Source organism: Halomicrobium urmianum, assembly GCF_020217425.1.
Lineage (GTDB): Archaea > Halobacteriota > Halobacteria > Halobacteriales > Haloarculaceae > Halomicrobium > Halomicrobium urmianum.
Genome location: NZ_CP084090.1, coordinates 1,895,013 through 1,919,968, shown reverse-complemented (window position 1 = coordinate 1,919,968; position 24,956 = coordinate 1,895,013). Strand labels below are relative to the sequence as shown.

At 65.4% G+C, this 24,956-nt stretch carries 23 protein-coding genes, 4 tRNA genes, 3 rRNA genes and 1 pseudogene; 15 read left to right on the top strand and 16 right to left on the bottom strand.

The genetic code is table 11. The annotated features are described in order from the left end of the window. Positions 1 to 23: 23 nt before the first annotated feature. Together LCY71_RS09475 and LCY71_RS09470 are read right to left on the bottom strand one after the other, a co-directional pair. Complete coding sequence (locus tag LCY71_RS09475; protein ID WP_225332907.1) at positions 24 to 1,976, bottom strand: ABC transporter ATP-binding protein; 1,953 nt, start codon at positions 1,974 to 1,976, stop codon at positions 24 to 26. Between the two features lie 95 nt (positions 1,977 to 2,071). Further along, positions 2,072 to 2,566: a DUF192 domain-containing protein gene (locus tag LCY71_RS09470; RefSeq protein WP_225332906.1), complete on the bottom strand. Its 495-nt coding sequence runs from the start codon at positions 2,564 to 2,566 to the stop codon at positions 2,072 to 2,074. Positions 2,567 to 2,652: 86 nt separating this feature from the next. Here LCY71_RS09470 and LCY71_RS09465 point away from each other — a divergent pair. Continuing rightward, positions 2,653 to 2,725 (top strand) — tRNA-Val (locus LCY71_RS09465). A 558-nt stretch (positions 2,726 to 3,283) separates the two neighbouring features. Beyond that, positions 3,284 to 3,463 (top strand): HVO_0416 family zinc finger protein, encoded by a 180-nt coding sequence (locus LCY71_RS09460; RefSeq protein WP_225332905.1) that lies wholly within the window; start codon positions 3,284 to 3,286, stop codon positions 3,461 to 3,463. Positions 3,464 to 3,754: 291 nt separating this feature from the next. Here LCY71_RS09460 and LCY71_RS09455 read toward each other — a convergent pair whose 3' ends face one another. Further along, the gene (locus tag LCY71_RS09455; protein WP_225332904.1) at positions 3,755 to 4,240 is read right to left on the bottom strand and encodes a PadR family transcriptional regulator; all 486 of its coding nucleotides are present in this window, start codon (positions 4,238 to 4,240) and stop codon (positions 3,755 to 3,757) included. 296 nt (positions 4,241 to 4,536) lie between these two features. On the opposite strand from LCY71_RS09455, the gene LCY71_RS09450 reads away from it, so the two are divergent. The 3 genes from LCY71_RS09450 (at position 4,537) to LCY71_RS09440 (ending at position 7,350) form a co-directional block, all read left to right on the top strand. Beyond that, entirely contained in the window at positions 4,537 to 4,887 is a 351-nt protein-coding gene (locus LCY71_RS09450; protein WP_225332903.1) for an ArsR/SmtB family transcription factor, read from the top strand. 30 nt (positions 4,888 to 4,917) lie between these two features. Then, positions 4,918 to 5,217 carry a DUF7521 family protein gene (locus LCY71_RS09445; RefSeq protein ID WP_225332902.1) on the top strand — a complete coding sequence of 100 codons (300 nt, stop codon included), beginning with the start codon at positions 4,918 to 4,920 and terminating at the stop codon, positions 5,215 to 5,217. 282 nt (positions 5,218 to 5,499) lie between these two features. Continuing rightward, positions 5,500 to 7,350: a UvrD-helicase domain-containing protein gene (locus tag LCY71_RS09440; RefSeq protein WP_225332901.1), complete on the top strand. Its 1,851-nt coding sequence runs from the start codon at positions 5,500 to 5,502 to the stop codon at positions 7,348 to 7,350. A gap of 104 nt (positions 7,351 to 7,454) precedes the next feature. On the opposite strand, the gene LCY71_RS09435 is transcribed toward LCY71_RS09440, so the two are convergent. Continuing rightward, entirely contained in the window at positions 7,455 to 8,579 is a 1,125-nt protein-coding gene (locus tag LCY71_RS09435) for an RNA ligase (protein WP_225332900.1), read from the bottom strand. A gap of 165 nt (positions 8,580 to 8,744) precedes the next feature. On the opposite strand from LCY71_RS09435, the gene LCY71_RS09430 reads away from it, so the two are divergent. Next, positions 8,745 to 9,431, top strand: a complete 687-nt coding sequence (locus LCY71_RS09430; RefSeq protein ID WP_225332899.1) for an RNA ligase partner protein — start codon at positions 8,745 to 8,747, stop codon at positions 9,429 to 9,431. 140 nt (positions 9,432 to 9,571) lie between these two features. Here the strand turns inward: LCY71_RS09430 and LCY71_RS09425 are convergent, their stop codons facing one another. Further along, complete coding sequence (locus tag LCY71_RS09425; protein ID WP_225332898.1) at positions 9,572 to 9,808, bottom strand: DUF7533 family protein; 237 nt, start codon at positions 9,806 to 9,808, stop codon at positions 9,572 to 9,574. 99 nt (positions 9,809 to 9,907) lie between these two features. Between LCY71_RS09425 and LCY71_RS09420 the strand changes: the two genes are divergently transcribed. Continuing rightward, positions 9,908 to 10,486, top strand: a complete 579-nt coding sequence (locus tag LCY71_RS09420; RefSeq protein ID WP_225332897.1) for a riboflavin synthase — start codon at positions 9,908 to 9,910, stop codon at positions 10,484 to 10,486. Here LCY71_RS09420 and LCY71_RS09415 read toward each other — a convergent pair. Next, positions 10,483 to 11,490, bottom strand: coding sequence for a PrsW family intramembrane metalloprotease (locus LCY71_RS09415; protein WP_225332896.1), 1,008 nt, complete (start codon positions 11,488 to 11,490; stop codon positions 10,483 to 10,485). The two genes, LCY71_RS09420 and LCY71_RS09415, sit on opposite strands and share 4 nt — an antisense overlap. Positions 11,491 to 11,622: 132 nt before the next feature. On the opposite strand from LCY71_RS09415, the gene pdxT reads away from it, so the two are divergent. The 3 genes and pseudogenes from pdxT to hisE all read left to right on the top strand — a co-directional run bounded on the left by pdxT (position 11,623) and on the right by hisE (position 12,762). Next, on the top strand, positions 11,623 to 12,216 hold the full coding sequence (gene pdxT / locus LCY71_RS09410; RefSeq protein WP_225332895.1) for a pyridoxal 5'-phosphate synthase glutaminase subunit PdxT: 594 nt from the start codon (positions 11,623 to 11,625) through the stop codon (positions 12,214 to 12,216). Positions 12,217 to 12,273: 57 nt separating this feature from the next. Next, positions 12,274 to 12,402 (top strand): annotated as a pseudogene (locus LCY71_RS09405) (AbrB/MazE/SpoVT family DNA-binding domain-containing protein); the annotation flags it as partial. Between the two features lie 60 nt (positions 12,403 to 12,462). Beyond that, positions 12,463 to 12,762: a phosphoribosyl-ATP diphosphatase gene (hisE, locus tag LCY71_RS09400; RefSeq protein WP_225332893.1), complete on the top strand. Its 300-nt coding sequence runs from the start codon at positions 12,463 to 12,465 to the stop codon at positions 12,760 to 12,762. Positions 12,763 to 12,779: 17 nt separating this feature from the next. Here the strand turns inward: hisE and LCY71_RS09395 are convergent, their stop codons facing one another. Both LCY71_RS09395 and LCY71_RS09390 read right to left on the bottom strand, forming a co-directional pair. Next, on the bottom strand, positions 12,780 to 13,142 hold the full coding sequence (locus LCY71_RS09395) for a DUF5518 domain-containing protein (protein WP_225332892.1): 363 nt from the start codon (positions 13,140 to 13,142) through the stop codon (positions 12,780 to 12,782). Positions 13,143 to 13,209: 67 nt separating this feature from the next. Beyond that, positions 13,210 to 13,533 (bottom strand): ASCH domain-containing protein, encoded by a 324-nt coding sequence (locus LCY71_RS09390; protein ID WP_225332891.1) that lies wholly within the window; start codon positions 13,531 to 13,533, stop codon positions 13,210 to 13,212. An 86-nt stretch (positions 13,534 to 13,619) separates the two neighbouring features. Between LCY71_RS09390 and LCY71_RS09385 the strand changes: the two genes are divergently transcribed. The 3 genes from LCY71_RS09385 (at position 13,620) to LCY71_RS09375 (ending at position 15,261) form a co-directional block, all read left to right on the top strand. After that, positions 13,620 to 14,609 carry an NOG1 family protein gene (locus LCY71_RS09385; RefSeq protein ID WP_225332890.1) on the top strand — a complete coding sequence of 330 codons (990 nt, stop codon included), beginning with the start codon at positions 13,620 to 13,622 and terminating at the stop codon, positions 14,607 to 14,609. 40 nt (positions 14,610 to 14,649) lie between these two features. Next, a tRNA-Lys gene (locus tag LCY71_RS09380) sits at positions 14,650 to 14,723 on the top strand. A gap of 325 nt (positions 14,724 to 15,048) precedes the next feature. After that, positions 15,049 to 15,261, top strand: coding sequence for a DUF8123 family protein (locus LCY71_RS09375; protein ID WP_225332889.1), 213 nt, complete (start codon positions 15,049 to 15,051; stop codon positions 15,259 to 15,261). An 85-nt stretch (positions 15,262 to 15,346) separates the two neighbouring features. Here LCY71_RS09375 and LCY71_RS09370 read toward each other — a convergent pair whose 3' ends face one another. The 8 genes from LCY71_RS09370 to LCY71_RS09335 all read right to left on the bottom strand — a co-directional run bounded on the left by LCY71_RS09370 (position 15,347) and on the right by LCY71_RS09335 (position 23,415). Further along, the gene (locus tag LCY71_RS09370) at positions 15,347 to 16,450 is read right to left on the bottom strand and encodes a DUF8231 family protein (RefSeq protein ID WP_225332888.1); all 1,104 of its coding nucleotides are present in this window, start codon (positions 16,448 to 16,450) and stop codon (positions 15,347 to 15,349) included. A 205-nt stretch (positions 16,451 to 16,655) separates the two neighbouring features. Further along, positions 16,656 to 16,731: transfer RNA gene (locus tag LCY71_RS09365), tRNA-Cys, on the bottom strand. A gap of 111 nt (positions 16,732 to 16,842) precedes the next feature. Beyond that, entirely contained in the window at positions 16,843 to 17,100 is a 258-nt protein-coding gene (locus tag LCY71_RS09360; protein ID WP_225332887.1) for a DUF5789 family protein, read from the bottom strand. A 212-nt stretch (positions 17,101 to 17,312) separates the two neighbouring features. Beyond that, positions 17,313 to 17,434, bottom strand: a 5S ribosomal RNA gene (gene rrf, locus LCY71_RS09355). A 171-nt stretch (positions 17,435 to 17,605) separates the two neighbouring features. After that, positions 17,606 to 20,526 (bottom strand): 23S ribosomal RNA (locus LCY71_RS09350). 210 nt (positions 20,527 to 20,736) lie between these two features. Further along, a tRNA-Ala gene (locus tag LCY71_RS09345) sits at positions 20,737 to 20,808 on the bottom strand. Between the two features lie 112 nt (positions 20,809 to 20,920). Next, positions 20,921 to 22,393, bottom strand: a 16S ribosomal RNA gene (locus tag LCY71_RS09340). The 16S, 23S and 5S rRNA genes sit together here with 1 tRNA gene alongside, the layout of an rRNA operon. A 710-nt stretch (positions 22,394 to 23,103) precedes the next feature. Beyond that, entirely contained in the window at positions 23,104 to 23,415 is a 312-nt protein-coding gene (locus tag LCY71_RS09335) for a non-histone chromosomal MC1 family protein (RefSeq protein WP_225332886.1), read from the bottom strand. Positions 23,416 to 23,638: 223 nt separating this feature from the next. Here LCY71_RS09335 and LCY71_RS09330 point away from each other — a divergent pair, with 223 nt between their 5' ends. Both LCY71_RS09330 and LCY71_RS09325 read left to right on the top strand, forming a co-directional pair. Then, on the top strand, positions 23,639 to 23,836 hold the full coding sequence (locus tag LCY71_RS09330) for a hypothetical protein (protein ID WP_006882158.1): 198 nt from the start codon (positions 23,639 to 23,641) through the stop codon (positions 23,834 to 23,836). Positions 23,837 to 23,887: 51 nt separating this feature from the next. Continuing rightward, positions 23,888 to 24,943, top strand: a complete 1,056-nt coding sequence (locus LCY71_RS09325) for a quinone-dependent dihydroorotate dehydrogenase (RefSeq protein WP_225332885.1) — start codon at positions 23,888 to 23,890, stop codon at positions 24,941 to 24,943. The last annotated feature ends 13 nt before the right edge of the window (positions 24,944 to 24,956 follow it).

The window sequence follows — 24,956 nt, the reverse complement described above, 5'->3', positions numbered from 1 at the left end:
TCGCTTCCGCTCGGAACCTCACGTCAATCGTCGTCCGCTTCGGCGTCGTCGGTCTCAACGCGGGACCGCCGTTCGGTCGCCCGCCGGACGAACTCCTCCGGAAGCTCGTCGATCTCGCCGGCCTGGACGGCCCAGAGGTTGGCGTACAGGCCGTCCTCGGCCAGGAGTTCGTCGTGCGTGCCCCGCTCGACGACGCGGCCGTCCTCGAGGACGACGATCTGGTCGGCGCCCTTGATCGTCGAGAGGCGGTGAGCGATGGCGAAGGTCGTGCGGTCGGCGGTCAGCCGGTCCAGCGAGCGCTGGATCAGCATCTCCGTCTCCGTGTCGACGTCGCTGGTGGCCTCGTCCAGCACGAGGACCTCGGGGTCTTTGAGGACCGCCCGGGCGATGGCGACCCGCTGGCGCTGGCCGCCGGAGAGCTTCACGCCGCGCTCGCCGACCATCGTGTCGTAGCCCTCCGGGAGGTTCTGGATGAATCCGTGGGCCTCCGCGGCCTTCGCGGCCTCGACGACGTCCTCGTCGTCCGCGTCGAAGGCACCGTAGGTGATGTTCTCCTGGACCGTCCCGTAGAAGAGGAACGTCTCCTGGCTGACGTAGCCGATCGACTCGCGCAGGCTCGGGATGGTCACCTCGCGTACGTCCTGGCCGTCGATCCTGACGGCGCCCTCGTCGACGTCGTACATCCGCAGGAGGAGCTTCATCACGGTGGACTTGCCGGCTCCGGTGGGGCCGACCAGCGCGACGGTGTCGCCGCCCTCGACTGTGAAGGAGACGTCCGCGAGGACGTTGTCCTCGGCCGTGCCGCCCCCGCCGTCGTAACCGAAGGTGACGTCGTCGTACTCCACGCGGCCCTCGACGACATCCAGCGGTTCGGCGCCGGGTGCCTCCTCGATGCGGCTGGGCGTGTCCATCAGGCCGAACACGCGCTCGGCGGAGGCGTAGGCCCGCTGGTACATGTTGATGATCTGTCCGAACTGCGCCATGGGCCAGATGAAGCGCTGCGAGAGGAGGATGAAGACCACGAACTCCCCCGTCGTGAGGTCGCCGGTGAAGAACAGCGGTCCCTCGCCGGCGTAGACCCACAGGCCGCCGACGAGGAACGTGACGACGAAGCCAGCGCCCGCGAGCACGCGCAGCCCCGGGAAGAAGCGGATCCGGGTCTCGATGGCGTCCCAGTTGGCGTCGAAGTAGTCCTCGGAGACGTCCTCGACGCGCTCGGACTCGAAGTCCTCCGTGTTGGCCGTCTTGATCACCTGGATGCCGCCGAGGTTGTTCTCCAGCCGGGAGTTCAGTTGCCCCACGGAGGAGCGCACGTCGGCGTACTTCGGCTGGATCGTCTGGATGAACCGGTAGGTGAAGAAGGCGATGGCTGGGACGACGACGATCGTGACGAGGGCCAGCTGCCAGTTGTAGTAAAAGAGGATCGCGGCGATGCCGAGCACCATCACGGCCAGCCGGAACGCCGAGTTCATCCCGTCGTTGAGGAACCGCTCCAGGCGGTTGACGTCGTTCGAGAGCACCGACATCATCTCGCCCGTCTGTTTTTCCGAGTAGAAGGAGAGGTTCAGCCGCTGCATCCTGTCGTAGGTGTCGGTCCGGACGTCGTGCTGGATGTGCTGGGCGAAGGCGTTCCAGCCCCAGTTGCGCAGCCAGTGAAAGCCCGCTCCGAGCAGGAAAGCTCCGGCGACGATCCCCGCCGTCAGGACGACCTGGCTCTCGGGATCCGACGCGTACTGATCGAGCGGGATCGGACCGAGAGCGAAGCGACGCTCGCCGCGGAAGATCGCGTCGATGGCGATGCCGAGCAGCACCGGCGGGAGCAGGTCCAGCAGGCGGGCGGCGACGCTGCTGACGAAGCCGACGGCGAACGCACCGGCGTTATCGCTGCCGTACTCGGCGAACAGCCGCCGCATCGGGTGGTCGACGTGCTCCCGCACGTCCTTGAAGGCGTCGTCGTCCCCGGCGTCGATGTCCACGGACGTGTCAGGAGCGCGCCGGCAAAAAGGCCGTCGTCCTCGTGCTAGAGAGTGCCAAAGGCCGCGAATCTGGCGGGGTGGACTGCGGCCGTACGTCACTCCATGGCGGGCGAACGCACGCGGTCGCCGACTGCAGTGTCCGTCCGGTTGGTCCAGCCCCGCTGGACTTCGAGGACGTACTTCCCGTGACCGGGGTACTCCCGGAGGTCGCCGCCCCCGGACGGAACCGGCGCGTGATGGATCTCGGTGATCGTACCGTTGGCCGCTACGAAGACGATGTCCAGCGGGAAGGCCATCTCCCGCATGACGTAGGCGTGACGCTCCGCTTCGTCGTGGACGAACAGCATCCCCTCGTCCGGACCGAGATCGTCCGTTCGACTGAGACCGACGAGCCGCTTGGGCGTCGAATCCGCGACGCGGGCCTCGACGGACCCCAGCTGTTCGCCGTCGCCGTCCACGACGGTCACCGTCGTCTCTTCGTACTCGCCGATGGGAAGCAGGCTGATCCACAGCCCCGTCTGCAGGAGAAGCGCGACGACCACGATTACCCCCACCACGACCGCGAAGGCCGCCGTCGACCGCCGTACCATGCGGGAACGATCACACGTCTGCGGGGTAAGCGTTCCGCCCCCAGAGAGAAAGCGTTATTTCTCCCCGTCGATTGGCTTCACGTAGCGGGTCTGTGGTCTAGTGGTTATGACACTTCCCTTACAAGGAAGTAGTCGGCGGTTCAAATCCGCCCGGACCCACTGCAACTCTCGCGGCGCTCGCTTTCGAGCGCCGCGTGTGTCAAGCGGCTGGCGGATTTGAGCCCAGAGGACGACCGTAGGGAGGCCTCGCGGTTCACATCCGCCGGAAGAGCAAAGCCCTCCCGAGCCCTCCGTCGCTTCACTCGGGAGGACGCCGGGACACTCTTCTGACGGCCACTGCGACGAACAGGGAGAATCCCGCGTCGGGAGCGCCGCCCACCCCGCCACGACGAGACCGGAAGCGAGGCGGGGTCGGTTCGCAATTATCAGCGGAGAGAACGTCGCCGATGCCTTTATTATTAGCGACTCCTCACAGGCTGGTACGGCACCATTCCTGGTGCCGATCCCCCCCTTCCCACCCACCCCACCCACCACCCACTTTCCGTTTTCACGCCCGATAGTCGCGACGCTGTGACGATCCGAACAGCTGACCGAGAGCGACGGCTGCGTCCGGACGGTAGTCCCCCGCGAGGAGTGGCCGCACAGTCGAGAGTGGGACGTGGTGCCATTGGCCTGTACCAACAGACATTTACGCTGGTGTGGTATACCATGGCATGTATGGCCTCCGCACCGAGTACCGACGACATGTTCGACGAATTTCTGTCTCAGCGCGGCCACGACGTCGAGTCGCCCGGCTGGGAGGAGAGCTACAACAAGAAGCAGTGCCCGGATTGTGGCGGACTCCACGACGAGGGCGCGACGGAGTGCTCGGTGTGCGGCTGGGTACCGGGACGATAGCTGATCCGGTAGCGGCCGCGGTTAGACGGCATTTTTCGGCTGATCGGGTGACACCGAAAGAGCTCGCCGCCGCGGTCGATCGGAAGCGTGGCGGCCGCGCTCTCCGGAGCGACGGCGACGGCGCACTCGCCGATAACGACGCGTCAGTGTCTCCGCTGACGTGAGACCCGACGCTGGTCGTCAGCGTCGCGTTCGCAGGAAGGGGTGGTCCGGAAGGGGTGGTCCGAAATGGGGGGTAGGACCGGAATGGGGTTGGTCGAAATGGGGGTGATAGGGGGGTTGGATGGGGGGTTAGAGTGCGTCGAGCGACGCCTGCAGGAACAGCCCGATAGCGAGGTGCTGTCGCACCGCGCGCTCGACCCGGTCGCGCGCACTCGACGGGTCGTCGATCGAGTACTGCTTCGTCTGGACGAGCTCGTGCATCTCGAGGAGGTCCTCGGATTCGAGCTCGTGCAGCCGGGGGTAGACTGTTCCCGGACTCAACTGGACGTCGAACAGACGGTCCAGTTCGTCCATCAGTCCGGTACCGTGCGTCTCGTCGGCCGACGACGCGATCATCGCGATGAGGATCTCGTCCAGACTTTCCGTGACGAGCCCCTCGTCGACGGAACCGTCTCCGTCGAGAGGGTCGTCGCCCGAGGACAGCACGTCGGTCAGTGCGGTCCCGCCGCTGTCGGGCGCCTCGTGGTCGTTACCGACGAGAGCCGTCGGTCGCTCGTCGGTGCCTGTACCCACCGTTTCGCCCACCGTCATGCGGCGGAGTTGATCCCCGGACATTCGTGTTCACCTGGAGTCGATCCGCACTGAAGCCTATGACCGCAGGTACCATATAAACCGTTCAGCGTTTTCTCGGCGTGAAAAAGCCCCGGTCGCGCTAGATGCAGTAGCTCGTTATCATGTCGTAGAACCGCTCTAGAGCGTGTTTCCGTCCAGCGAGGACAACACCGCCGGCAGGGTTCACACGGTCACCGACGATCAGGAGGAGCGACTGCTCGTTCGACGGGGCTGTCGGCTTCGGACGTGTCGATTCACGCTCGAAAACGCTTATGTGACGGGAGGAAAACCACCGGGTAGTGGACGACGAGCAGAGCATCGAGGAGATTCTCGACACGATCGGGGACCAGCACGCCCGGCGAGTGCTGGCCGCGATCAGCCGCGAACCCAAGTCGGCCAAGGAACTCGCCGAGGAGTGCGACCTGTCCCTCCCCACGGTGTACCGGCGCATAGAGATGCTCGACGAGTACGACCTCGTGACCGACCGGACCCTCGTGGCCGAGGACGGCAACCACTACAAGGTCTACGAGTCGAACTTCGAGTCGACGGTCATCTCGCTGGAGGAGGACCAGTACCACGTCCGGATCTACCGCGAGGAGAACCTCCCGGATCGGTTCAGCCAGCTGTGGGACGAACTGAACCCCGAGTAGTTTAGTAGCCCGATCAAACCTATGCAAGCGATGGTGGACGGCGTCGCGCTCGCCCGGGGGGTGCTCGTGTTGATGCGGATGGCCGTGTTCGGTCTGACGCTGGGAATCACGCTCATCAGCTTCCAGGCCTACCGCAAGCGTCCCTCCGAGCGGCTTCAGTACGCCTTCATCGGCTTCGCCTTCATCAGCATGGCCGTCGCCGTCTCCAGCCTCGTCACCCAGCTCAGCGCCGGCGAGACGACGGAGCTGGTCCGGACGTTCTTCCAGCTGGCCGAGACCATCCCCTACATCGTCGGTTTCAGCATGTTATACGTCTCGCTGTATCGGTAGCGAGGCCGAACGAAGTGAGGCCTCGGAAAACCGAACGGCGACCACAGGGAGCCGTGAGGTAGCGAGACCGCTCCCTTCGGTCGCGCTCTCGTTAATGCGATCGGGAACGACGATAGGAGTGACACGCGAGCCGTGCGGTTCCGACCGGAGGGAGGAACCGCATACTGAGCGACGACCTCCAATAGCGAGCGCCTCGGTACCGAATCCCGCGGACGCCCGCATTCAGCCGAGCCGGCCCCCAAAGCACGTCGTTTATGAGTGAGTAGCTCGTCTAGGTGCCCAATGGCTGACACGAGCCCACAGGTGGTCCGGCTGTTCGGTGGGCCGGGGAGCGGGAAGACCACGGCACTGCTCGACCGCGTCGAAGAGCTACTGACAGAGGAAGACGTCGCGGTCAGGGACGTGCTGGTCGTCTCCTACACGCGTGCCGCCGCCGCGGAGATTCGCGAGCGGCTGGCCGAGCGCCTCGACATGAACCCCCGATCGCTGAAGGGGAACGTCTGCACGATGCACGCGAAGGCCTACGAGCTGCTGAATCTCTCCCGGGGGGACGTCGTCGGCGAGGACGACAAGGAGGGGTTCTGCGAGGAGTTCGGCCTGGAGTTCGAGGACGAGTACGAGGGCTCCCGTCGTCGCTCCGCGCGCTCGACGACCCTGGGTAACAAGGTCATCGCGACCAGCCAGTGGCTCCAGCGGACCGGCCGCGACGTCGCCGACTGGTACGACGTCCCCTTCCAGTGGGACGACGAGGAGGTCCGCCTGCCGCCGGAGATCGACGACAACGCTCAGACGGGCAACAAGTACACGCCGACCTGGCCCAGTGACGACGACCGCCTCGACGTCCCCGAGGCCATCCGCGCCTGGCGCTCCTACAAGGGCGAGAACGACCTGACCGGGTTCGCCGACATGCTCGAGCGCGTCGAGCAGCGCTCGCTGCTCCCCAGCGTCGACTACCTCGTCATCGACGAGTTTCAGGACATCACCACGCTACAGTACGAGGTCTACGACGAGTGGAAGCCCCACATGGAGCGGATCCTCATCGCCGGCGACGACGACCAGGTCGTCTACGCCTGGCAGGGCGCCGATCCGGACCTCCTGCTGGACGAGGACGTCGACGTCGACGAGATTCTCCCCAACTCCTACCGTCTCCCCTCGTCGATTCTCAACGTCGTCAACAGGGAAGTCCGCCACATCGACAAGCGACAGGAGAAGGACCTCAACCCGCGCAAGGAGGGCGGCGAGGTCCTGCCAATGACCAACCCCTCGATGCTGGATCTGGTACGGGAGATCCGGCGCACGGTCGAGGACGACGAGGGGACCGTCATGTTGCTGTTCCGCGCCCGCTACCAGATGTTCCAGTTCATGGACGAGTTCATCGGCCAGGGGATCCCCTTCACCTGCCTGACCGACCAGCGGATGTGGACCGACCGCCTGCGAGAGTACGTCAGCGGCATCGAGGCCATGGACGAGGACGAGCCGATGACCGTCCTCGAGGCACGTCGCCTGGCCGACATGCTGATGGACTCCGCGTTCGGCACCGGCGAGCGCGACGACCTCTTCGACGAACTCGACGACATCGCCGACGAGAGCGAGGAGGAGGACCTCGCGGAGATCGAGATCGATCCCGACGTCGTCCGCGAGCACGCGCCCTTCGCCCCGGACCCGCGCTCGGCCGCCGACATGCTCCGGAAGGTCACGAACTTCCAGGAGCGCTCCGTCGAGGCGTACTTCCGCGGCGAGTACCGGGGGATGGCCGCCGACCGCGTCCGCCTGGGCACCATCCACTCCGCCAAGGGTCGGGAGGCCGACCACGTGTTCGTCGGCACCGACCTCACCGAGAAGGTCGTCGAGCAGATGGCCGCGACCGTCGACCAGAAGGGCGTGCCCATCCCCGGCGACGGCGAGTTCACCAAGCACACCGACCCCGTCCCGACGCTGACCGACAACGAGCGGCGGGTCTTCTACGTCGGCATGTCCCGCGCCCGCGAGCGCCTCGTCCTCATGGAGAACCTCGTCGACGGCGCGCCGACGCTGCCGATCGATGTCCTGCTGGAGAACGAGCCCGTCGACGTCGCGCCCGAGGAACTGCTGATCGAGGCCCAGGAGCCGCTGCCGGCCGCCTCCTCGGACTGACACGGACCGCTGTAGCGGTGGTCCCGGTCGGCCGCCCGGCCGGCGGTCGTACCGAACGACAGCAGTCCGTGTGATCGGCGCTTCGCCGTTCGCCTCTCGCTCCGCTACTCGTCTCTCGTCCCGCCCGCGAGGTAGTACTCAGTCTTGTCTCGCGTCCGTTCGGCGACCTTCGTGAACGCGACGACACGGTCGCCGTCGGTCCGCTCGTCGCGCTCCACGGAGAGGGCGATCCCTTGGTCCCGGAAGTGCGCCAGGAGGTCCTCGATCGCTTCGGGGTCGCCGCGCACCTCGTGGGACTCGCCGACGGGTTCGCCCGCTCGCACGTCTCGGATGGCCTCGACCATGGGCAGGAGGATCGATTCGCCGAGCGCCCGGGCTCGCTCGCGGGCGGCCTCGTCGTCGTCCTCGAACTCGACGGTCTGGAACGCCTCCCGGATCAGCCGCGAGAACACGAACTGGCGGCCGTAGTCGAAGGGCATGGAGAAGGCGTGCGCCAGATCAGAGCGGTGGATCGCGCTGGTGGTGTACTTCAGTTGGTGACGGCCGGACAGCGACTGCAGCACGACGCCCTCCCGACCGCGCCGGTCCAGGTCTGCGACGGCACGCCGGACCGCGCCGACGGCCGCGCCGGAATCGTACGTGCCGAAGGCCGGGACCTGCCGGAGCCCGTACCCCTCGCAGAGCCGACGGCGCTCCGGGACGGACAGGGGCTCGCCCGACGCCCGCTCGCGGACGTCGAAGACGAACAGGTCCGCGCCGTCGACCTCCGGGTAGTCGTGATCGGTGTAGGGCGTGTCCGCCCCGACGAGTTCACAGCAGAGGACGTGATCGGGACGGTCCGCGAGGAAGTCACCCATCTCCTCGCACTCGGCCGCGAGGTGCGTCGCGTACGGGCAGACGTAGCCGCTTCGGGTCAGCGCCAGCACCGACTCCGCCCACTCGTCCGGCGCGCGCGTGACCCGGACGTTCGAGCCGTCGAGTTTCTCCTCGACGATCAGGCGGTCCTCGAAGTAGTTGGTGAGGCCGGGGTCCAGCACGAGCGTCCGCGAGACCGAGGGATAGCCGCGGACCACCGCCCCGTCGAGGAAGACCGTTCCGCGCTCGACCCCGTGGCGCTGATCGGGCAGTAGCTCGTACTCGTGCCCCCGGAAATCGGCCAGGTCGACGTGTTCGCGGAGGTCCGCCGGCTCGACGTCGACGTCGAGAACGGCCGCCCAGTCACGGCCCATGTGTCAACTGATGGCACGGTCTCGGAAAAGCGCTCGGGTCCGCCGTCCGGCGGTTCGGCGGGCGCCCGACGAGACTGAGATGCCGCGTAACCGCCCCGGCAGCCGACCGGCGACCCATCGCTCCCGCCGGTGGCCCTTAGTGCAGCGGTTGACTATCCCCAGAGTATGGCCGAGCATCCGCTGAAACAGCGGTTCGTCCTCGACACGTCCGTGTTCCTGACCCCGGAGATCCGCGAGGACGAGGAAACCGTCGAGGACGCCTGCCTGCGGCTGCTGGACCTGGTGGCGGAGGCCAAGCTCGCACACAACATCTCCTGCTACATGCCGCCCTCCATCGACGAGGAGCTGACGACGATGCTCCGGGACCGCGACGTCGACGAGGCCGTCTTCGAGAAGCTCGACACGTGGGTCATCACGAAGGCGCCCGCTCGCTTCGAGGTGATGATTCCCGCGGAGATGGTCTACGAGTTCGTCGACGAGATGTCCGACCGCGTCAACCGCGGCCTGCGCGTCTCCGAGAAGGCCGTCCGCAAGGCCGAGGAGTCCCGCGCCGAGCAGCTGGAGGACCACGACCACATGACCGGCGTCGACAAGGTCATCTCCGAACTGCGCGACGAGTACCGCGACGCGCTCCGGCAGGGCGTCCTAGATTCGCGGGAGGACTTCGACCTGCTGATCCTCGCCCGAGAACTGGACGCCGGCGTCGTCACCGAGGATCAGGGGATCATCAACTGGGCCGAGGACTTCGGCCTGCGCTACCTGAAGGGACGGAACTTCCCGTCGCTGCTCGAGGAGTACCTGACCGCGGGGGAGCGCGAGCGGTGGAAGGCACGGGGCGAAGGCGACCGCTAGGTCGCTCTTCGCCGTCGCGTTCCACCGCGAGTGAGCGGTGGCGGGCACTCGACGGGAGCGAGTGCTCACACGGCTCGCGTGTCGCTTCGCATCGCTCGGTTCCCGCTCGCCCTAACGAGGCCTCCCTGTGGTCGGCCTCGCTACTCGTCGTCGCTGTCGACGATCCACCCGACCCCGCGCTCGACCGTCCCGACGACGACGTCGTCGGGCGTCTTCGCGTACTGCGGGACGAGGATCATCAGCGTCGCGAGGGCGAGAAAACCCCCGCCCAGCAGCGCGTCCCCGTCGACCAGCCGCTGGGCGCCGAACAGCGCCGGCGGCGCAGCCAGCAGGACGGATCCCGCGAGGCCGAACGTCTCGAGGATGCCTCGTGCCACGGCCGACAGTATGCGACTGACGAGCAAAAGCAGTCCGGCTCGGACGTTCCACATTCGTTACTCGTAACCCTTTTGCGACACCCATCGCAAGGTCGGGGTATGTTCACCGGGATCGTCGAGGAGACGGGCGAGGTGACCGACGTGACGGAGACCGGCGATGGGCGTCGACTCCGGATCGCGACCGACTTCGGGGACCTGTCAGAGGGGGACTCGATCAGCGTGGCCGGCGTCTGTCTGACCGTCGAGGACCACGAGCCCGGCGAGTGGTTCTCCGTGTTCCTCGCCGAGGAAACCGTCGACCGGACGTACCTAGGGGAGGTGGGCACCGGAGACGAACTCAACCTCGAGCGGGCGATGCCGGCCGACGGGCGCTTCGACGGCCACGTCGTCCAGGGGCACGTCGACGGTACAGCGGAACTGCTGGCCGTCGAGGAGGTCGGCGAGGACTGGCGCTTCCGGTTCTCGCTGCCGGCCGACCTGGAGCGGTACGTCGTCGAGAAGGGCTCGATCACGGTCGACGGCATCAGCCTGACCGTCGCCGACCGCACCGGGGACGCCTTCGCCGTCGCTATCGTCCCGACGACCTACGACCTGACGACCCTCTCGGAGAAGGCGGTCGGCGACCCCGTCCACCTGGAAGTCGACGTGATCGCGAAGTACGTCGAGCGGATGGTCTAGGGATCGAACTCCGTGCGCTCGGGCGTCAGATCGTCCGAGACCGACCCGGTCTGCACGTACGCGTGTTCGTAGGCCGAGAGCTTCCGGAGGAGGACGAGCCCGAACAGGCCGTCGAAGACGAGCACGAACACGAACAGCGCGCCGAACGGCGACAGCCCGTAGAGGCCGACGAGGACGGCGGGGGCGACGCCGGCCAGCGTGTTGTAGGTGCCGTGGATCACGGCGGCGATCAGGAGTCCCTTAAGCACGATCGGGCCGGCGTCGTCGGGGTTGAACTTCGCCAGCCCGAGGTAGTAGCCGGCGAACGCCGAGTAGATGACGTGGCCCGGCCCCGCCAGCGAGCGGACGAACGTGATCCCGCCGGCCTGGCCGATGGCGTCCGCCGCCGAGATCGTCGCGCCCGTGGTGCGCGTGATGTACAGCGCGTTCTCGATGGTGGCGAAGCCCAGCCCCGCGACGGCGCCGTACACCGCCCCGTCGATGACGGCGTCGAACCGCGGGCTCCGGTAGGCCACCAGCCGCACGGCCAGTAGCTTCACCGTCTCCTCAACGGGCCCCACCACGAGGAAGAAGAAGAGCAGCGGCCCCAGCAGCGGCACGGCGTCCCTGATCGGTCCCCCGACGTACTCGTTGGCGACGCCGGCGAACCCCGCCAGGAGCACGCCCAGCAGGAACGTGACGACCAGCAGCCACAGGGGCTCCGAGGTGGTCACGTCCGCGTGCCAGACGTACGCCGCGAGCAGGAGGGCGGGGACCGCCGACAGCAGCGTGAAGGCGCCGACGACGGGATCCGTCACCGCACCGAGCCCGCCGAGGACGAACTGGGCCAGCAGGATGCCGAACGCCGCTACGATCACGACGCCCTTCGCGACGACGACGAGCGCGCGGTACAGCCAGTAGGCGAGCCAGTCGACGCGCGACCTGACCTCCCAGTCCGCGACCTCGTAGAGGTCGTCGCTCCCGTCGCTGCGGGCCTCGACGGGGTCCCGCCGTCTCGGTGCCATGGCCAGTTCTGAGGACGCCGCCGCCTAATGGTTTGCCACCGACCGCGGCGCGGCTGGTTCGCCGTTCCGCGATTCGGCGGGCCGACGCGTCGGAACGTGCCCTTTTTCGCTCCCGGCCGACTAGGAACCGCCATGACGCTGACAGCGGGCGTCGTCGCCGTCCAAGGCGACGTCTCCGAGCACGCCGACGCCATCGAGCGCGCGGCCGCCGCCCACGGGGAGGACAGCGAGGTCCACGAGATCCGGACCGCGGGGACGGTCCCCGACTGCGACGTCCTGCTCCTGCCGGGCGGCGAGTCAACGACCATCTCCCGCCAACTCCAGCGGGAGGGCATCGCCGAGGAGATCGTCGACCACGTCGACGCCGGCAAGCCCATGCTGGCGACCTGCGCCGGCCTCATCGTCGCCAGCGCCGACGCGCAGGACGACCGCGTCGACGCCCTCAACCTCGTCGACGTCACCGTCGAGCGCAACGCCTTCGGCCGCCAGACGGACAGCTTCGAGGCCCCGCTGGACGTCACCGGACTCGACGAGCCGTTCCCGGCCGTCTTCATCCGCGCTCCCGTCATCACCGAGGTGTACGACGACGTCGAGGTGCTCGCCGAGTGGGACGACCAGGCCGTCGCCGTCCGCGACGGCCCCGTCGTCGGCACTTCCTTCCACCCCGAGCTCACCGAGGACTCCCGAATCCACGACCTGGCGTTCTTCGAGAGCGTGGAAGTGTAATCCACGCCGCTACGATTGTCCGGGAGTTTACAAGATATGGATCGGATACGGATACGCACGAGCGACGCGGAGCGACTGGCCGAGGGCTATCGACGCCGAGCGGAGCGGGACGCCGCCGTCGCCGACGAGCTTCGGGGGCTCAGTCGCGAGGCGAACGGTAGTCTGGGCGACGCACCGGAGTGGTGACCGGACTCCGCCCGGTGCAGAGTCGCCACGCTAATGCCCGCCGCTCGCGGAATGGGGGACATGACCGACGCCGACGCGGACGAGATTCTCGAGGAGTTGTTCGACGTCGTCGAGCAGCGCAGGGCCGACCTGCCGGAGGACTCCTACACGGCATCGCTGTTCACCCACGAGAAGGGCGAGAACGCCGTGCTGGAGAAGCTCGGCGAAGAGACGACGGAGCTCCTGCTGGCCGCGAAGGACGACGACCGCGAGGAGATCGCCCACGAATCCGCCGACATCGTCTACCACATGCTCGTGCTGCTGGCGATGAAGGACATGGATCTCGACGATCTGCGTGAAGAATTGGCGGAGCGACGATAGCCGGCAGGCCGCTCTTCTCAGGCGAACAGCGCGCCGATTGCGCCCCCGATGGCGCTGTCGACGGCGAAGACCAGTGCGATCAGGACGCCGACCGCGACGACGCCGAACCCGCCGACCAGCCCGCCGACCGGGCCGGCGCCGAGACCGCCCAGCACCGCACCGACCGGCGCGAACAGCAGTGCGAGGGCGATCCCGTCCAGTGCCCCGGCGAGCAAGCCGTGCCAGGCGCCGCTCCCGAGCCCGCCCCCGGCCAGGTAGCCCGCGACGCCGCCGGCGATCAGCCCCGCGCCGACGTGGCCGACCACCGGGATGGCGAACGCGAACAGCCCGAGTACGATGCCGGCGACGAATCCCCAGAGTACGGCGCGCCAGTCTGTCATACCCGCCGATAGGCGCTCGCGTCCGATATCCCTGTCGGCGCTGTCGGCGACGGGGTCCGACCGGCCGTCAGTCGCTCCCCGCGACTGGTTCGAACCGGTGCCGGACGACGTCGCTCTCGGGGTCCCACTCGAAGTCGCCGTGGACGCGCCGGAGGCGCTCCCGGTAAGCGTCCAGATCCTCCGAGCCCTCCCGCTGGGCGTCCTCGTCGGTCAGGTTGCCAAGCGTGCGGTCGGTGACGTCGGTCACCTCGAAGCGCTCGCCCTCTATCTCGAAGACGTCGCCCTCATCGGCGTACCGGTGGCCGCGGTGCAGCTGCGTGACCCGCCCCTCGGCGACCATCTGCTGGAGGTGCTCGTTCGGCAGAATCTCGCTCGCGTCGATCTCGGCCATACGTCACCGTTCGCCCGGCTCCCGGAAAAGCCTGATCGAGACGGGAACGGACGCGCTTTTACGGGCAGGCCGTCTATCAGCGCCCAATGAGCCACCCCTTCGAGGATCTCCCCACCACGCCGACGTCGGAGGAGGTCATCGACAAGGCCTTCTCGCGGGCCGCCCGCGCCGGCCGCGCGAAGTCCGGCCTCGAGGCCCAGCAGTCGATGCTCCAGACGGCCGCCAACATCGTCTCCGACAACCTGGAGAACGCCGTCACCGCCTGGCCAGACATCGACACGCTGCACCCCTTCTACGTCGAACTGGCGGACGCCATCGTCACGAGCAACGTCGAGGGCGAGGGCGGCGTCGACGCCCTGCGTCAGCACCTCTCGGAGGTCACCTGGGCCTCCCGCAAGGCCAAGGAGATCGAGAGCGAGTACCAGGGCCGCCTGCGTGGCGACGCCGACACCGCCCGCAAGCTCCGCAAGCAGGCCTTCGCTCGCATCGCCGACGTCGTCGAGGAGATCGAAGATGACCTCGCCGGCGTCGCCGAGGCGCGAGACGCGCTGCGTGACCTCCCCGACATCCGCCCCGACGAGCCCGCTATCGTCGTCGCCGGCTACCCCAACGTCGGCAAGTCCTCGTTCGTCAACGCGGTCACCAACGCCCGCGGGGACACCGCCAGCTACCCGTTCACGACCACGCAGATCGACGTCGGCCACGTCGAGCGCGATCACATCACCTACCAGCTCGTGGACACGCCAGGCCTGCTGGACCGCCGGCCCGAGGAGCGCAACGACATCGAGTCCCAGGCCGTCAGCGCCCTGGAGCACCTCGCCGACGCCGTGCTCGTTCTCGTCGACGCCAGCGGGGAGTGTGGCTACCCCCTCGAGGTCCAGTTGGAGCTCCGCGACGACGTCGTCGACCGCTTCGACGTCCCCGTCCTGACCGTCTGCAACAAGTCCGACCGCTCCACCGATGTCGAGGCCGACCACTACATGAGCGTCACCGAAGACGACAACGTGGACGGCGTCCTCGACGCCGCCATCGACGCCGTCGGCTACGAACCCGAACTCCCGTTCGACGGCGAGTGACCGTAAGTCATTAGCCTGCCCTCCCCGCACTGTACCACGAGGGCCGGTAGCTCAGTTCGGCAGAGCGTCTGGCTTTTAACCAGATGGTCGGGGGTTCAAGTCCCTCCCGGCCCGCTCCTGCGACGAACGGACGTGAGGAGCGGAGAGGTCATGGAGGACTTGAACCCGGGGAGTCGCAGCGGCCGAGCGGAGCGAGGCCGACCGTCTCCACTCGGTTCAAGTCCCTCCCGGCTCGTGCAACGAACCGCGGAGCGTCAGCGACGCGGTGAGTGAACCGGCAGGAAGGACTCGAGCCCTGCCAGTCGCAGCGGCTGAGTGGAGCGAGGCCGACCGTCTGGCTCCGGTTCAAGTCCCTCCCGGCGCGCTTCACGGAGAGTCCCACGTACCGCGCCCGACAGGAACCAATCGATTTACCACGTTCACTGACGAGCGAACGACTATGAACGCAGTCACGGACCACTTCGACGACGCACTCGAACCGCTTGGCATCGCCGCCGGCGCCTTCCTCGTCCTGATGGGACTCGGGACGCTGCTCGGCGCGCCCTGGGCTACTAACCCGAACCTCGGACCCGTCGTCATCACGGTGCTCGGAGCGCTCCTGTCGATGGTGGTCGGCGTCGGACTGGCGTACCTCAGCTGGATGGGCGAGTAAGAGCGCGGTCGAGAACCGGTGACGGAGACGAAGAAGTCCGGAGCAGACGGGCACGGCACCCGATCGGCCCGGAAAACGGTCGTTTTCAGCCCCGGACGGGCATGAGGGCCATCCCGAGCAGGAGGATCGCGCCGATCAGCGCGATGATCGCGACGCCCCACAGGCCGTTGATCCGTTCGTGGAAGTAGTCCACCTCGTTGTTCCACTGGGCGTAGTTCTCGTACTGCGACTGCGGAGCGAGGACGACTTCCTCCTGATTGGGGTAGTGGGCGAAGTACTGGCCACCGCCGGCGAGGGTTACGTTACCGCCCTCCTGAAGCGCGACGGTTTCGGTCCGCGTGCCACCCCACTCGAGCGTGGCCGCCTCGGTCGTCACGTTGGCCACGGTCGTCTCGTTACCCTGATACTGGACCGTGTCGCCCTCCTCGATGGTTGACGTGGTCGGCTCGGGGAGGTACTGGTTCAGCGGGACGTTGCTGTCGTTCTCGCGGTAGGTGACGTACTCGGTCCCGTTGATGGTGACCGTCTGGTCGTAGACGTCGTCGTCGGCGAGGAGGCGCTGGGTCGTGTTGATCTCCTGGCGCATCGTGAGCGAGGAGACGTCCGACTCGTTGGGGATGCTGACCCGGTACTGATCGCCCCACGCCAGGGTCGCGCTCTCCTCGGAGACCTGCGTCAGCACCGTTGCGTTGTTCTGATACTGGACCGTGTCGCCGACGCCGAAGGACTCGCTACCGTTGCCCGAGGCCTGTTCGAGAGTCAGCGACTCGGCCGACGCGTTGGTCGCTACGCTGTACTCCGAACCGTTGAACTGCACCGTCGAGCCGTCGTCCAGTTCCGCGGTGGAGCGACCGGTCTGTCCCTCCCAGGCGACGTTCGCGGCCGAGACAGTGTCGTTGTTCGCCAGCTGAGCGGAGAACTGCGCGGAGTCGTTCGTCCATGCCATAGTGGCCGTCGGCGACGCCCCACCGCCACCGCCGTGACCACCGCCACCGCCGGATTCGACGCCGAGTGAAGACACCGTGTACTCGACTCCGTCGATAGTAGTTGTGTCACCCTCGGCGAGCGTCGTTCCCTCGAGTTCCAACTCGGGTTGCTGGGTCCCCTCGGCGACGTCGATGTACGCGTAGGCACCGACGCCGACGACGAGAAGGAGCACGAAATATATCGCCGCGGCTCGTCGTTGCATACTCCGACGGTCGTATGCGGCGACCTATAACGATTACCTTTGCCACCGAGTTTCCGACGTCGTATCGTTGATCGGCAGAACAGGGGGGTACGGTTACCGAGGCGTTCGGAACTCGTGCGCGCGTACGAAAACTAACACGGAAGCTCCTCGCTCACTTCGAATCGCTGACGGCAGACACGACTCTCAGTCCGGTCGAATCAAGAAAAGCCAAGGGCCGGATTTGAACCGGCGATGGGCGGCTCTGCAGGCCGCTGCGTTAGGCCGGACTCTGCCACCTTGGCACACTCACAGCTAACCGGGTGACTCGCTTAAGCGTAGCGGTCTCGGATCACCGGTCAGCCGACGCGTACGTCCGGGAGGACGGGCGTGCTACCGAAGTGCCGACCGCCAGATCACCCCTCGCCTTCCGACTGTCCGGGTTCGCCGACGGCCTCCGTCGGCAGGGCGTTGTAGATGGAGTTCTCGAGCTCGTCCCGGCTGTCGAACTTCTGGTCGTCGACGCGATCGAGGACGGCCTGCAGTTCCTCCTCGCCATCGGCGTAACGCAGGACGACGTCGTCCAACTGGGCCGCCAGGTCGTCGCGTACTACCGGATACTGGAAGCGGCCGAAGACCTCGTTGAGTTCGTTGAGTTTGACCTTCTCGGGCATAGAAGACAGTACGCTCTAAACGCAGATAGTCGTTGACTCGCTAACACGGCACGATAGAATCCAGATGCGGACTACCTGCGTATCGAATCGATTCGCCGGTGGACCCGCAGTCGAAATGCGAAATCCCGACCAGCGTGGCGACTGGCCGGGGTTCGAAATGCGAAACCCCCCGAACAGCGCCGCTGCTGTTCGAGGGGTGATGAAGTATGAGTGGTAGGCGGCGAACCGGATTTCCCAGAGGCTCGCGCACTCCAGTACTCGCCGGAACGCAGGCGGGCTTAACTTCCGTGTTCGGGATGGGTACGGGTGTTGCCCCGCCGCTGTGGCCGCCTGAACGCCGACTCGCGGAATCGAACCGCGATCGAAGACCACCGTCGGTGGTCGAACACCGTGCGTACGTGCGATCCAGATTGCGCCTGGACTCGTTCATTTCGCGGTGGAGCGAAAGACTGGAGCGACGAACGCTCCAGCGGTTTCACTCCACCGCTCGAGTCACAATGCGGTATGAGTGGTGGCTTCGGTCTGTTAGTGCTCGCGGACTGAACGCCTCGTCACCTCGGCGCGTACATCCCGAGTCTATCGAACTCGTCTTCTACGAGTGACCTCAGCGGTGCCTCTTTTCCAGGTGGGTTTCGAGCTTAGATGCGTTCAGCTCTTACCCCGTGTGGCGTGGCTGCCCGGCAGCTGCCCTCTCGGACAACCGGTACACCAGTGGCCACCGTTCGTAGTTCCTCTCGTACTATACGAACGTTCCCGTCAGGCACCATGACACCCCCAATAGATAGCAGCCGACCTGTCTCACGACGGTCTAAACCCAGCTCACGACCTCCTTTAATAGGCGAACAACCTCACCCTTGCCCGCTGCTGCACGGGCAGGATGGAGGGAACCGACATCGAGGTAGCAAGCCACTCGGTCGATATGTGCTCTTGCGAGTGACGACTCTGTTATCCCTAAGGTAGCTTTTCTGTCATCAATCGCCCGCATCGTGCAGGCTGATTGGTTCGCTAGACCACGCTTTCGCGTCAGCGTTCCTCGTTGGGAAGAACACTGTCAAGCCATCTTTTGCTCTTGCACTCTTCGCCGGGTCTCCGTCCCGGCTGAGATGGCCTTGGGGCGCGCTCGATATCATTTCGAGCGCGTACCGCCCCAGTCAAACTGCCCGGCTATCGGTGTCTTCCTCCCGGAGTGAGGGTCACAGTCACTAACGGGTAGTGTTTCATGGGTGACTCGGCGACGTGCTGGCGCACGCACCTGTGTAGCGTCTCCTACCTACCCTGCACATTAGCGACCATGTCCCAGCGACAGCCTGCAGTAAAGCTCTATAGGGTCTTCGCTTCCCCTTGGGGGTCTCCAGACTCCGCACTGGAACGTACAGTTCACCGGGCCCAGCGTTGGGACAGCGGCGCTCTCGTTAATCCATTCATGCAAGCCGCTACTGAAGCGGCAAGGTACTACGCTACCTTAAGAGGGTCATAGTTACCCCCGCCGTTGACGGGTCCTTCGTCCTATTGTACTAGGTGTTCAGATACCCGCACTGGGCAGGATTCAGTGACCGTACGAGTCCTTGCGGATTTGCGGTCACCTATGTTGTTACTAGACAGTCGGAGCGCCCGAGTCACTGCGACCTGCTCCGTTCCGGAGCAGGCATCCCTTATCGCGAACTTACGGGACCAGATTGCCGAATTCCCTAACGCCGGTTGCTCCCGACAGGCCTTGGCTTTCGCCGCCATGGACACCTGTGTCGGATCTCGGTACGGACACCATGCTCGCCTTTTCACGGGCCCCAGGTTGAACCGAGTTGCCCTATCCCGCCGTTCGTTCGCTTCGTGCCATTACGGCTTCCACGAACTTGGACGGTTGGACCGGGCGATGGCCCGGCTCGGTTGACCCCGAGGCGTCGGCTTTGAGTGCATGGTGGCGCTGGAATATTAACCAGCTTCCCATGTCGTCCCATTCGAGTTACGGTGGGACTTAGGACCGGCTAACCCTCAGCTGACGGACAGTGCTGAGGAACCCTTGTCCATTAGGCCGTCGGGGTTCACACCCGACTATCGCTGCTACTATGGCCAGGATTGTCGTCACTGATCGGTCCACACGAACTCTCGTCCGTGCTTCCACCCAATCAGAGCGCCGACCTACGCAATCGCCCTGTGACGGGCGTGGCCAGGTCTCGGTGGTGGACTTGAGCCCCGATCATTTTCGGCGCCTCGAACCTCGGCCGGTAAGCTGTTACGCTTTTCTTGGAGGGTAGCTGCTTCTAAGCTCACCTCCCGGCTGTCTAGGGCTCGAGACCACCTTCGATCGCACTTAGTCCACACTTGGGGACCTTAACCCAGCTCTGGGTTGTCTCCCTCATGGTACACAGGCTTACCCCGCGCACCGGACTCCCCGCGTCGACAGCGTTCGTGAGTTTGGAGTTCGACAGGATGGCCGACCTCTCTCGAGGGCGGTCCATCCAATCGGTCGCTCTACCCCACGAACTACCTCGGCGGAGGTCATGCTTCGACATGTTTCGGTCGGAACCAGCTGTTTCCGGGTTCGATGGGCCTTTCACCCCTACACGTAGGTCACGGGAGGGTATTGTAAGACACCAACCCTAACAGGCTTCCACGCGCCTTTCGGCACGCTTCACCTTGCCCACGCGTAGATCACCCGGTTTCGGGTCGTGCCCGTTCGGCTCCCCGCCCTTGAAGACGGCGGCCCTCGCAATGCTGCGGCCATGTCGGTTTCCCTATGCCTTCCCCGATGATCGGGTTAGACTCGCCAAACAGGCACACTCCCTGGCTCGTTTTTCAAAACGCACGACGGAACACCGGCTTCCCGTGCTTCCTACTGCGGGCTCGCGCCCGGGTCGTTTTGCACGGGACCTTCTATGCCCCGTCGCTCGATCGCCAACTGATTTCAGGCCCTGTTGCACCTCCCTTCTGAGGGTGCTTTTCAGCGTTCGCTCGCGCTACTTGTTCGCTATCGGTCTCGGAGAGTGTTTAGCCTTGGCAGTCGATGCCTGCCGTGTTCACGAGGGATATCCAACCCCCGATACTCGGGAACTGGCTCACGCCGTACTTGTCACCGTTACGGGGCTTTCACCCTGTTTCGCGCTTCGTTCCAGAAGACTTCACGGTGGCGTTCCGGCGATGAGTGCCAGCCCGTACACCACATTGCCCGTGAGGGCTTCGGTTTGGGCTGTGTCGCGTTCACGCGCGGTTACTGACGACATCGCGTTGCGCTTTCTCTTCCTGCCGGTACTGAGATGTTTCAATTCCCGGCGTTCCCCATTGCGCGAAGCAATTGCGGTGGGGATTCCCATTCGGAAATCCTGAGTTCTTCGCCTCCGTGCGGCTCCCTCAGGCTTATCGCAGCTTGGCACGTCCTTCATCGGCTTCCGAGCCGAGCCATCCACCAGCTGGCATAGTAGCCAACTTCGGATACTTGACGTTGTGACTCGATGAACGAGTCCAGTGGACGCCTGGATCGCACGTACACACGGTTTCATTTACACGCCCCAGGTGGTCTGCAGGGGTGCGTGCATCGACCCTTCCCATCCGCGCTTGCACGGGATGGTGCACCGGTCTTCCGTACCCGAATCGTACGCCGTGCCCCACTTAAGGGGCACGGTTCGGAACGGGCACGTGACATGGACCCACTGGGATTTGAACCCAGGGCTTCCTCCTTGCAAAGGAGGTGCTCTGCCGCTGAGCTATGGGCCCGACGTCAGGTTCGCAGGGTGTTAGCCCTGGTAGTTCATAGGTGCCCGGTCGGCGAGGTCCTCGGACGCCCCGCCAAAGGTGGGCCTGGCCCGAAGGCCAGGTCCCGGTCAGTAGGAGGTGATCCAGGCGCAGATTCCCCTACGCCTACCTTGTTACGACTTAAGCCCCCTTGCGAAGCCCAGATTCGACCTGGGAATCCAGGCCTCATCCGGACCTCACTCGGGTGCTTTGACGGGCGGTGTGTGCAAGGAGCAGGGACGTATTCACCGCGCGCTTCTGACACGCGATTACTACCGAATCCAGCTTCATGTGGGCGGGTTTCAGCCCACAATCCGAACTACGACCGGGTTTCAGGGATTACCGCTACCTCTCGGTATTGGAACCCGTTGTCCCGATCATTGTAGCCCGCGTGTTGCCCAGCACATTCGGGGCATGCTGACCTACCGTTGCCCGTTCCTTCCTCCACGTTAGCCGTGGCGGTCTCCGTAATGTACCCGACTACCACGAGGGTATCGCTGGCAATTACGGACGCGGGTCTCGCTCGTTGCCTGACTTAACAGGATGCCTCACGGTACGAGCTGACGGCGGCCATGCACCTCCTCTCACCGGCGTCGGGTAAGGTCGTCAACCTGACCGTCATGACCGGTGTCGGTGCTGGTGAGATGTCCGGCGTTGAGTCCAATTAAACCGCAGGCTCCTCCGGTTGTAGTGCTCCCCCGCCAATTCCTTTAAGTTTCATCCTTGCAGACGTACTTCCCAGGCGGCTCGCTTCACGGCTTCCCTACGGCACAGCGCAGGCTCGTAGCCTGCGGCACACCTAGCGAGCATCGTTTACGGCTAGGACTACCCGGGTATCTAATCCGGTTCGAGACCCTAGCTTTCGTCCCTCACCGTCGGGTCCGTCCTCCTGAGGCGCTTTCGCCACCGGTGGTCCGTCCAGGATTATAGGATTTCACTCCTACCCCGGACGTACCCCTCAGGTCTTCCGGCCCCAAGCCGAACAGTTTCCGCCGGACGTCCAGTGGTTGAGCCACTGGATTTCCCAACAGACTTGTCCGGCCGGCTACGGACGCTTTAGGCCCAATAAGATTGGCCATCACTCGGGCTGCCGGTATTACCGCGGCGGCTGGCACCGGTCTTGCCCAGCCCTTATTCTGACACTACCCTACAGTGTCGAAAAGCGAGGGCGCTATGCCCTCGCACTCGGAGTCCCCTTATCGCACTGGCGTGCAGTGTAAAGGTTTCGCGCCTGCTGCGCCCCGTAGGGCCCGGTATCTTGTCTCAGATACCGTCTCCAGGCTCTTGCTCTCACAACCTGTACCGATTATCGGCACGGTGGGCCGTTACCCCACCGTCTACCTAATCGGCCGCAGCCACATCCTATGGCGCCGGGGCGTTTCCAGCTCTCCGCGTTCAAACGTGAGAGCTGTATCGGGAATTAGCCTCAGTTTCCCGAGGTTATTCCCGTCCATAGGGCAGTTTGGCCACGTGTTACTGAGCTATCTGCCACGGGTCTGAACCCGTGCGACTAGCATGGCTAAATCGGACTCCGATAGCAATGGCCTCCGGCAGGATCAACCGGAATGTCTCCCGGCAGAGCCAGGAGGTTAGGCGGGATCACACCCAAAGGGTGTGGTCGCTATCGAAGAGCGTCCGACGACACTCGCCGACCGAGTGTCACCGAACTACCAGGGCTAACATCAGATCCCATCTATACGGCGGACCGCAGGGGTGGAATCCTCATTTCCTCGGACTTGAACGTAGTGTCGAAGCCCTCATAAGGGCTTCGACTTCCGTCCGGCGATGGGACGCCGGTCAGTCCGTGTCGGCCGGGGTGGCCCGGCCGGACTTCGTTCGCATTCGACCCGGAGTGCCCTGTTTCACTTAAGGGCGTCGGATCGACCCCGTCGGAACCACACGACGAGAGTTGGTTGCAATCGCCCCCGACGCGTCTCGTCGACCGGGAGGTCGGAGGTGGGTGAAGCCCGACGGGGTTCGTCTGTCCCGTGCCGCTTCGTACTCGTTCGGAAAGCGCTGGGATGCTTAAGCGTAACGTTCGGTAGCCGCTTCGTCATGCGATTACACGCCCCGATGGCTGATACAGAAGTCGTCGCGGTGGCGCGTCATCTGAGAATGTAGCGCGGTCGGAGGCCAGTCGGTCATCCCTCGCGTCGGGCGTCGGGTCTGACTGGGTGATGCCGCGCACGTATGCGTGGCCACGCGAGAGGGATATGTCTCCCGGGACAGTGCCGTCGCTGGTCGGCGTCGGCTGACCGAGAAAGGTCGCTCGCGGGGCTAGATCTCGTCCAGGTGTTCGACGCCCTGCTTCGAGACGTTGCCCTTGGTGATGTCGCCCGGCATCCAGTCCGGCTTGTCGCTGGGTGCCTCTTCCTCCCAGGCCCAGCCTTCGTAGATGTGGACCTTGTGGGTTCCCTTCTCACGGAGGCGTAGTTCCTCCGGATTCGCGTCTTCCTCGCTGTCGGCGGGGTCCAGTCGGCGGGCTGCCTTCAGTGCTGCCTGCCGCGGCGTCCCACCGGAGAAGACGCTCGTTTCGTCACCGTCCTCGGTTCGGAGCGCGAAATTGCGCTTGTCCTTGTCGCGTGCCATGGTTTTCACCGCTCCATGCCAACTCAACACACGACCCCACATAAAAATACCCCCCGATTGGGTCCTGTCTGGGCGATACAATTATATATTAGAAATAGAACGGGCCCGATATCGGCGAACTCCCCCGCCGTCGACGGCGCGCGCCAGCGGCCCATCGCACGCGCCGGGATTCGCACGGTAGACTTAAGTGTGTCCTGCGGCGAAGCACGGGTAGGATAGCGCGATGGTGCGAAAGAAGAAGCTCAGCCCGAGTGGCGCCAAAGACGAAGATGGCGAGTACCACAACGTCCACATCAACATTCACGAAGACGAGCTTGCCGTCGCGGGCATGGAGATCGGCGACGAGGTGTTCGTCCGCGTCCGGGACAACAAGATCATCATTCAAAAGGCCGATCCAGACGACGTCGAACACGAGTTCTGAGAGCACCATCAGCCGCGTCGCGCACACGGACCGAGGGGTCGGGGGACTGATATGAACGGCTACGATCTGATACGACCGCTTCTCTTCTCGCTCCCGGCCGAGACGGCACACGGGATCGTCCACGGCCTGCTCCGCGCATCGGACGGTACGCCGGTCGAGTCGGCGATGGCCCGACGGTACCGCGTCCGGGACCCCCGCCTCGCTGTCGAGGCCTTCGACCGAGAGTTCCCCAACCCCGTCGGCGTCGCGGCCGGGTTCGACAAGAACGCCGAGGTCCCCGGTCCGCTCGCGGCGCTGGGCTTCGGTTTCGTCGAGGTCGGCGGCGTGACGGCCGAGCCCCAGACCGGCAATCCCCGACCGCGGATGTTCCGCCTCCGCGAGGACGGCGCCATCATCAACCGGATGGGCCTGAACAACGACGGCGCCGACGTCGTCGGCGAGCGCCTCGCCGGGGTCGACGCGCCGGTCCCAGTGGGCGTCAACGTCGCCAAGAGCGAGCACGTCGGCGGGGCCGACGCTCCGGCGGACTACCGATACACCTACGAGCGCGTCGCCGAGGGAGGGGACTTCTTCGTCGTCAACGTCTCCTGCCCGAACTCACAGGGGTTCGAGGAGCTCCAGAACAGGGAGTCGATGGCGGCCATCGTCGAGGCGCTGCGGGACGCGGGCGCCGCCCCTCTCCTGATCAAGCTCTCGCCGGACCTGCCCGAGCCCGCCGTCGAGGACGCGCTGGCCATCGTCCGCGAGTACGAGCTCGAGGGCGTCGTCGCCACCAACACGACGACCGAGCGACCGGCCTCGCTGCGCAGCGAGAACCGCGCGGAGACCGGCGGGCTCTCCGGGAAGCCCCTCGAGGACGAGGCCACGCGGATGGTCCGGTTCGTCGCCGAGCGCGTCGACGTCCCCGTCGTCGGCGTCGGCGGCGTCTCCTCCGCGGAGGGCGCGTACCGGAAGATCCGTGCCGGCGCGTCGCTCGTCCAGTTGTACACTGCCCTCGTCTACGAGGGGCCTTCCCTGGCCCGGGAGATCAACGAGGGCCTGCTGGAGCTACTGGAGCGAGACGGCTTCGACTCGGTCGAGGACGCCGTCGGGGCGGACCTCGAATAGGTCGCTTCTCTTG

Bases quoted from the DNA above. Each gene is read 5' to 3' on its own strand.
- LCY71_RS09470 (WP_225332906.1), bottom strand. From the start codon at position 2,566: ATGGTACGGCGGTCGACGGCGGCCTTCGCGGTCGTGGTGGGGGTAATC.
- LCY71_RS09460 (WP_225332905.1), top strand. From the start codon at position 3,284: ATGGCCTCCGCACCGAGTACCGACGACATGTTCGACGAATTTCTGTCT.
- LCY71_RS09455 (WP_225332904.1), bottom strand. From the start codon at position 4,240: ATGTCCGGGGATCAACTCCGCCGCATGACGGTGGGCGAAACGGTGGGT.
- LCY71_RS09445 (WP_225332902.1), top strand. From the start codon at position 4,918: ATGGTGGACGGCGTCGCGCTCGCCCGGGGGGTGCTCGTGTTGATGCGG.
- LCY71_RS09440 (WP_225332901.1), top strand. From the start codon at position 5,500: ATGGCTGACACGAGCCCACAGGTGGTCCGGCTGTTCGGTGGGCCGGGG.
- LCY71_RS09435 (WP_225332900.1), bottom strand. From the start codon at position 8,579: ATGGGCCGTGACTGGGCGGCCGTTCTCGACGTCGACGTCGAGCCGGCG.
- LCY71_RS09430 (WP_225332899.1), top strand. From the start codon at position 8,745: ATGGCCGAGCATCCGCTGAAACAGCGGTTCGTCCTCGACACGTCCGTG.
- LCY71_RS09420 (WP_225332897.1), top strand. From the start codon at position 9,908: ATGTTCACCGGGATCGTCGAGGAGACGGGCGAGGTGACCGACGTGACG.
- LCY71_RS09415 (WP_225332896.1), bottom strand. From the start codon at position 11,490: ATGGCACCGAGACGGCGGGACCCCGTCGAGGCCCGCAGCGACGGGAGC.
- pdxT (WP_225332895.1), top strand. From the start codon at position 11,623: ATGACGCTGACAGCGGGCGTCGTCGCCGTCCAAGGCGACGTCTCCGAG.
- hisE (WP_225332893.1), top strand. From the start codon at position 12,463: ATGACCGACGCCGACGCGGACGAGATTCTCGAGGAGTTGTTCGACGTC.
- LCY71_RS09395 (WP_225332892.1), bottom strand. From the start codon at position 13,142: ATGACAGACTGGCGCGCCGTACTCTGGGGATTCGTCGCCGGCATCGTA.
- LCY71_RS09390 (WP_225332891.1), bottom strand. From the start codon at position 13,533: ATGGCCGAGATCGACGCGAGCGAGATTCTGCCGAACGAGCACCTCCAG.
- LCY71_RS09385 (WP_225332890.1), top strand. From the start codon at position 13,620: ATGAGCCACCCCTTCGAGGATCTCCCCACCACGCCGACGTCGGAGGAG.
- LCY71_RS09375 (WP_225332889.1), top strand. From the start codon at position 15,049: ATGAACGCAGTCACGGACCACTTCGACGACGCACTCGAACCGCTTGGC.
- LCY71_RS09370 (WP_225332888.1), bottom strand. From the start codon at position 16,450: ATGCAACGACGAGCCGCGGCGATATATTTCGTGCTCCTTCTCGTCGTC.
- LCY71_RS09360 (WP_225332887.1), bottom strand. From the start codon at position 17,100: ATGCCCGAGAAGGTCAAACTCAACGAACTCAACGAGGTCTTCGGCCGC.
- LCY71_RS09335 (WP_225332886.1), bottom strand. From the start codon at position 23,415: ATGGCACGCGACAAGGACAAGCGCAATTTCGCGCTCCGAACCGAGGAC.
- LCY71_RS09330 (WP_006882158.1), top strand. From the start codon at position 23,639: ATGGTGCGAAAGAAGAAGCTCAGCCCGAGTGGCGCCAAAGACGAAGAT.
- LCY71_RS09325 (WP_225332885.1), top strand. From the start codon at position 23,888: ATGAACGGCTACGATCTGATACGACCGCTTCTCTTCTCGCTCCCGGCC.